The sequence below is a fragment of the Vibrio kagoshimensis genome (assembly GCF_050337535.1).
GTDB lineage: Bacteria > Pseudomonadota > Gammaproteobacteria > Enterobacterales > Vibrionaceae > Vibrio > Vibrio gallaecicus.
The window spans coordinates 309978-316517 of record NZ_JAKJSZ010000004.1; the positions used below are offsets into that span (position 1 = coordinate 309978).

Here is a 6540-nt window from a genome sequence, read left to right on the forward strand (position 1 = left end):
TGTCGCCAATCAACACTGAGTGATTCATCACAGTGATGTACCTATCTTCAATACTAATAAGAATGTTATGACTTCTATTACCGCAACTCCTGTACCTTCTCTCGGTCGACAGCTATTTACTATGACATGGCCAATGCTCTTTGGGGTGCTTTCCCTCATGAGCTTTCAACTTGTCGACAGTGCCTTCATTGGTCAATTAGGCGTGCTACCTCTCGCGGTTCAAGGTTTTACGTTACCTATACAGATGATCATCATTGGAATTCAAGTTGGTTTAGGAATCGCAACTACTGCTGTCATTGCTAGAGCCATTGGAGCAAACGAAACACGTTACGCTAAGCAGCTTGGTGGATTAGTCATCGTGATGGGAAGCGTGAGCGTTGCAGTTTTCTCTGTGATCATATACCTGCTTCGTAACCCTATTTTGCAACTATTAGATGCACCAGATACTGTATTACCAATAATTGATTCTTACTGGATATACTGGCTGGTGAGCTCTTGGATAGGTGCACTGCTGTATTTCTTTTACAGTGTTTGTCGTGCTAATGGTAATACGATGTTGCCAGGCACAATGATGATCGCAACCAGTGTCATTAACCTTATCCTAGACCCCATTTTTATTTTTACGCTCGATCTGGGTATTAACGGTGCTGCAATTGCAACGATCTTGGCCTTTGGTACTGGTATTTTGATTGTCGCGCCAAAAGTAACAAAGAAGCATTGGATGACGTTTGACTGGCACGATCTCAACATTGGTAAAAGTGTTCAATCAATCGGTCATATCATGGGACCGGCGATGATCAGCCAGTTACTTCCACCAGTATCTTCTATGTTCGCAACAAAACTGTTGGCAGGTTATGGCGCGACAGCCGTTGCAGCTTGGGCACTAGGTTCACGGTTCGAATTCTTTTCAATTGTCGCTGTACTCGCGCTTACTATGTCTATGCCTCCAATGATTGGTCGCATGTTAGGCGAAAAGAAACTGGATGACATTCGTAAGCTAGTTAAGATTGCAGTAATGTTCGTATTAGGGTTTCAAATCACCATTGCGCTAGTCACTTTACTGTTCTCAAGCGGGCTAGCTAGCCTGATGACCAGCGAAGCAGAAGTGTCTACAATTTTAAACTATCACCTACTCATCGTGCCTATCAGCTTAGGTCCTTTAGGCATATGTATGTTGATGGTTTCAGTCTCAAATGCACTAGGTAAATCTTACACTGCACTTACGATCTCAGCATTGCGCTTATTCGCCTTCTTCTTACCATGTTTATGGTTAGGTTCTCAGCTTGCTGGAATAGAAGGTCTGTTCTGGGGAGCCATGGTAGGCAACGTTCTAGCTGGGATATGTGCATGGTTCATGTATCAGCGAGTGATTCAGAAGATAGAGGCTCACTTGACCAATTAGCTATTAGCTATTGACTATTGGCTATTGGCTAATAGTTAGTCGTATCAACGATTCGTCTCGTCGGTCTAAAAAGCAGCTCATTTGAGGGCTGCTTTTTTTGTTCTACCCTATATTTATCTGACTCTCCATATTATTCATAGTGATCTGAAAATCTCCACGACTTGGCATCATCTCACCTCAATATTCCCAATCGACGCTTTTCCTTTCCCAAGGTATCGCAAATTACCGCACATTATTTTTATGACGTTTAGAAATTGTTCTAGATCATCAAAACCTCCAAAAACAAAAGCTTTGATTTTAATTATGTAAACCTTGATGGAGTTTAAGAAATTAAACTCACATCTCTGATTTTTGGTGATCACGCTCAAATAACAGTCGTCATTTAAGCCATAAATACCTTTATGGAAGATGTTTTAATCAAATTACAGTGGTTTAAAGAAGTTTACTGCACCTTGCTGAAATACCACTAAAGGAGTAGTTTTTAATCATTGAGTTCAAAAATGTAAACCGAAATCATGAATGTAAAACAAGTTCGATTCACAGATGAAGACAGAGAGTGCTTAAGTAATTACTTCCGCTTAGCAGAGACTATTGCTGATTTGATTGGTCCCTACTGCGAAGTGGTCATTCACTCATTTGAAAGCCTAGAAAACTCAGTCGTAAAGATCGTCAATGGTCACCACACGGGTCGTGAAATCGGCTCACCTATCACCGATTTAGGTTTACGTATGTGGAGTACATTCGAGAAAACTGGCGAAGTTTCTCCAAAGAGTTATTTCACTAATGCAGCAGACGGCTCCCTACTAAAATCGACGACCTGTGTGCTAGCTGGTCCACAGAAAAAGCCTATCGGCATGCTGTGTATAAACATGAACTTATCTTTCCCATTTCCAGAAATCGTCAAAACGCTGATGCCTCAGTGTAATGTGCCGCAAACCATTGTCAGCGAAACATTCAGCAACAATGCAAACGACGTGATTCAACAAGCATTGCATTCAGCCATTAAAGAAGTTGATCAAGATGAATCGGTTTCTTCCAAAGGTCGTAATAAAGCCATTATTCGCTGTTTATTCGATAACGGAGTATTTGAGCTAAAAGAGACGACAACACAAGTTTCAGAGCAACTTGGGATCAGCCGACAGGCCGTTTACAAGTTTATCCGTGAATTTAAATCAGAATAAAACCAATAATTTAGGAGTTACATCGTGAAACAGATCATTGCCACTGAACAAGCACCTGCAGCTATCGGTCCTTACTCACAAGGTACGTCTTATGGCGACATGGTTTATACATCAGGTCAATTACCTCTCGTTCCAGAAACCATGCAGTTTGTTGAGGGCGGAATTAAAGAGCAAGCTCGTCAATCTCTTGAAAATTTGAAGGCTGTTTTAGAAGCAAGCGGGGCTGGCTTAGACACAGTATTGAAGACAACCTGCTTCTTATCAGACATGGAGAACTTCGTTGCCTTTAACGAAGTGTATACCGAGGTGTTTGGGGTAGAGAACGCACCTGCACGTTCTTGTGTTGAAGCAGCAAGATTACCAAAAGACGCACTGGTTGAAGTTGAAGCCATCGCATACAGAAAATAACCGACTTAGGTATTAATGGGTATCATAGGAGATTCTCATGAGTGTTTCATTTATCGCATTAAGCGTACTGTTCTTTGGGTTCTACGCACTGCTATCGAACTTCAAAAAGCAAAAGAAAAGTTTTAACTTCCGCGTACTCAGTGCACTTGCTGCTGGCTTGCTGTTCGGTGGCGCAATTCAACTTGTTTTCGGTGTCGGCAACGTTGCGACATCTGGCTTTGCTGAACTGATTTCAGTGTTCGGTAAAGGTTACATCAAACTTCTACAAATGATCGTTATCCCACTTGTATTCGTAGCGATGATCTCTTCGATCATGAACGTTGAAGGTGGTGGCGCGCTATCTCGAATCGCACCAAAGATCATCGGTATTCTACTTTTCACTTGTGCAATCTCAGCGGCAGTTGGTATCGCAAGTATTTACCTATTTGGTATCGATGCAAACGCGCTAGTAAGCACTATCGGCACAAACAGTGCGATTGAAGCTCGCGGTGACTCACTGGTAGCAACACAAGATGCAATGGCGAGTAGTGGTCTGTCAGGCATGGCTCTGTCTATCATCCCAACCAACATCTTCGACATGCTAACGGGCTCTCAACGTACTTCTACGCTATCAACGGTACTGTTCGGTATGTTCCTCGGTTACTGTATCCTTCAAGTGAAGAATCGTAAGCCTGAGAAAGTGCAAAACTTCGTTGATTTCATCAACTCTGCAAAAGAAGTGGTACTTTCAATGGTTCGTGAAATTCTGAAGCTAACGCCTTACGGTGTATTCGCTCTGATGACCACGTTCATGATGACGAACGACCTGTTCGCACTGGCTGAAATGGGCCGCTTCCTTCTAGCAAGCTATGTAGCAATCGGCGTTATGTTCGGCATCCACTTCGTCATGATATCAATGTTCGGTCTTTCTCCGGCTAAGTTCATGAAGAAAATCTGGCCAGTATTAGTATTCGGTTTCGGTTCTCGCTCAAGCATGGCAGCTATTCCGCTAAACGTTGAAACACAAACTCAACGCCTAGGCGTTGATGAAGAAACCGCAAACATGTCAGCGACATTTGGTACCAGTATCGGTCAAAACGGTTGTGCGGGTATCTACCCAGCAATGCTCGCTATCATGGCAGCACAAGTAATGGGTATGCCTGTTGATTTAAGCTTCATCCTACAACTAATTGCTGTTATCGCGATTGCTTCATTCGGTATCGCGGGTGTCGGTGGCGGTGCAACATTCGCAGCAGTAGCGGTACTGACCATTATGGGTCTAGATATCACAGTGGTTGCGATTCTAGTATCTATCGAAGCGCTAATTGACATGGCTCGCACAGCACTAAACATCTCTGGTTCTATGCTATCTGGTGTTCTAACGGCGAAGAAAAACGGCTCACTGAATACTGAGCAATACGACGCTGATGTTACAGCGACAGTTTCAAAAGAAGCAGCAGTATAATTCCCAAAATTAATTAAGAGCACTCCACTTGAGTGCTCTTCTGTTTTCCTGAGTTCAGGTTATTTAGGTAGTAAATATGAAAGTTGTTGTTATAGGTGGTAGCGCCGCCGGTATGAGTTTCGCAGCAAAATACAAACGTAATCAGCCATCAGACGAAGTCATCGTTTTAGATAAGCGTAGCTACATCTCTTTCGGAGCATGTGGTTTACCTTATTTTGCAGGCGGCATGTTTGATGACACAGAAAGAATGATCTCACGTACACCAGAACAAGCCATCAAATCTGGCCTAGATGTACGTATAGAAACAGAAATGGTGTCGTTCGACCGTATTGAAAAGCAAATTACGGTGCGTAGCCAAGGTGAAGAAAGCATTATTGATTACGATATGCTGGTGATTGCGACAGGCGCACGCCCAATCGTACCATCATTCGGTGAATTCAATCCAAAACACGTATACACACTAACGAGCATGGAAGATGGCTTAGCAGTCAAGGAAGCGCTTAAAGATGATAACAAACAGCGCGTGTGTGTCATTGGCGCTGGATTTATAGGCTTGGAAGTATTTGACGCAGCGCATGGCTTAGATAAACACGTGACGATTATCGAGCGTGAACAGCACATCATGAGCCGTCAATTTAGCCCTGAAATTATTGAAGTAGTCGAAGATGCAATTCGTGAGTCAGGTGCAGAACTCAAGACAGGTTGCAGTGTGTCTGCGATTCGCGATGCAGAACAAGGTGGTTACATAGTAGAAACCGATAACGGCAATATAGAAGCCGATGTCGTGATCCTGTCACTCGGTTTCAAACCAAACACGGAAGCATTCGAATTACCAAAAGCTCAAAATGGCGCGTTGTTGGTGAATGAATATGGTGCCACTGAAGACGCTTACATCCATGCCGTCGGCGACTGTGCCGTTGTCCATCATATGGCACTAGGCAAACCCGTATATGTTCCTTTAGCGACCACTGCCAACAAACAAGCTCGCATGATGGCAGACAAGTTAGCAGGCAAAGACACTTACATGTCAGGCTTCTTAGGCTCGTCTTGTTTGAAGGTATTGGATTACGAGCTAGCTTGTACAGGCGTATCTGAACTTCTGGCGAAAGAACACAGCTTAGATGTGAAAGTATCAACCATTTCAGATAAGAACCAAACAGATTACTACCCAGGTCAAGAAGACATCAAGGTGAAGTTGGTTTATCACCCAGAGACTCACGTCTTGCTCGGTGGTGAGATCGTAGGAAAAAAAGGAGCCGTTGGTCGTATTAATGCACTAGCTGTTGCTATCACCGCTAATATGACGACTCAACAACTAGGCTACATGGACTTCTGCTACGCTCCGCCATTTGCACGAACTTGGGATGCTCTAAACGTCGCTGGCAACGTCGCTAAATAAACAAGCTGAGTATACAAGTTCCAAGTAATGTTCAATTAAACACCAAAGCAGAGCTATTACGCTCTGCTTTTTCATGCCTAAAGCACTATGTTTCAGCTCACCGATTGACCTTCCGTTTCAAAGCGTTTGAAATTTCTGCTACCAAATTCAAGACGCAAAAAAGCCCGCTGATTTCTCAGCGGGCTTTTTAATGGTGGTGGAGGGATAGGGATTTGAACCCTAGAACCGCTATTAACGGTTGCCGGTTTTCAAGACCGGTGCTTTCGACCACTCAGCCATCCCTCCAACAAATTGTTACTAAAATCAGTCTTACTTGTATGCTGTCTTTAGTTTTTGTTTTTAGATTTTTAAAATCTAAAAACTTAATTAAAGCCTGGCGATGTCCTACTCTCACATGGGGAAGCCCCACACTACCATCGGCGCTATTGTGTTTCACTTCTGAGTTCGGCATGGAATCAGGTGGGTCCACAATGCTATGGTCGCCAAGCAAATTTTAAAATTCGGAAAGCTGTTTTAGTTCTCTTCAAACTCATTCAAGGTCTGGTATTTCTATTGAGTCCACAAAACCCCTTGGGTGTTGTATGGTTAAGCCTCACGGGCAATTAGTACAGGTTAGCTCAATGCCTCGCAGCACTTACACACCCTGCCTATCAACGTCGTAGTCTACGACAACCCTTAAGGACGCTTAAAGCGTCAGGGAAAACTC

5 protein-coding genes, 1 tRNA gene and 2 rRNA genes are annotated in these 6540 nt (G+C 43.4%); 5 read left to right on the top strand and 3 right to left on the bottom strand.

Features of this window, described 5'->3' with window-relative positions; translation table 11 throughout:
* Window positions 1-67: 67 nt before the first annotated feature.
* From L4C37_RS04905 to L4C37_RS04925, 5 genes are all read left to right on the top strand, one after another.
* On the top strand, window positions 68-1402 hold the full coding sequence (locus L4C37_RS04905) for an MATE family efflux transporter (RefSeq protein WP_429768039.1): 1335 nt from the start codon (window positions 68-70) through the stop codon (window positions 1400-1402).
* Between the two features lie 515 nt (window positions 1403-1917).
* A complete protein-coding gene (locus L4C37_RS04910) occupies window positions 1918-2583 on the top strand; it encodes a helix-turn-helix transcriptional regulator (protein ID WP_180033712.1) in 666 nt (221 codons plus the stop codon).
* Between the two features lie 24 nt (window positions 2584-2607).
* Window positions 2608-2991 carry a RidA family protein gene (locus L4C37_RS04915; RefSeq protein WP_137373625.1) on the top strand — a complete coding sequence of 128 codons (384 nt, stop codon included), beginning with the start codon at window positions 2608-2610 and terminating at the stop codon, window positions 2989-2991.
* A gap of 37 nt (window positions 2992-3028) precedes the next feature.
* The gene (locus L4C37_RS04920; RefSeq protein ID WP_429768040.1) at window positions 3029-4435 is read left to right on the top strand and encodes a cation:dicarboxylate symporter family transporter; all 1407 of its coding nucleotides are present in this window, start codon (window positions 3029-3031) and stop codon (window positions 4433-4435) included.
* Window positions 4436-4511: 76 nt separating this feature from the next.
* A complete protein-coding gene (locus L4C37_RS04925; protein WP_273297200.1) occupies window positions 4512-5834 on the top strand; it encodes a CoA-disulfide reductase in 1323 nt (440 codons plus the stop codon).
* Between the two features lie 194 nt (window positions 5835-6028).
* Here L4C37_RS04925 and L4C37_RS04930 read toward each other — a convergent pair.
* From L4C37_RS04930 to L4C37_RS04940, 3 genes are all read right to left on the bottom strand, one after another.
* Window positions 6029-6119 (bottom strand) — tRNA-Ser (locus L4C37_RS04930).
* Window positions 6120-6205: 86 nt separating this feature from the next.
* Window positions 6206-6321, bottom strand: a 5S ribosomal RNA gene (rrf, locus tag L4C37_RS04935).
* 94 nt (window positions 6322-6415) lie between these two features.
* Window positions 6416-6540: ribosomal RNA gene (locus L4C37_RS04940) — 23S ribosomal RNA — on the bottom strand; the annotation flags it as partial.

Coding starts and splice junctions, on each gene's coding strand:
- L4C37_RS04905 (WP_429768039.1), top strand. CDS start 68: ATGACTTCTATTACCGCAACTCCTGTACCTTCTCTCGGTCGACAGCTA.
- L4C37_RS04910 (WP_180033712.1), top strand. CDS start 1,918: ATGAATGTAAAACAAGTTCGATTCACAGATGAAGACAGAGAGTGCTTA.
- L4C37_RS04920 (WP_429768040.1), top strand. CDS start 3,029: ATGAGTGTTTCATTTATCGCATTAAGCGTACTGTTCTTTGGGTTCTAC.
- L4C37_RS04925 (WP_273297200.1), top strand. CDS start 4,512: ATGAAAGTTGTTGTTATAGGTGGTAGCGCCGCCGGTATGAGTTTCGCA.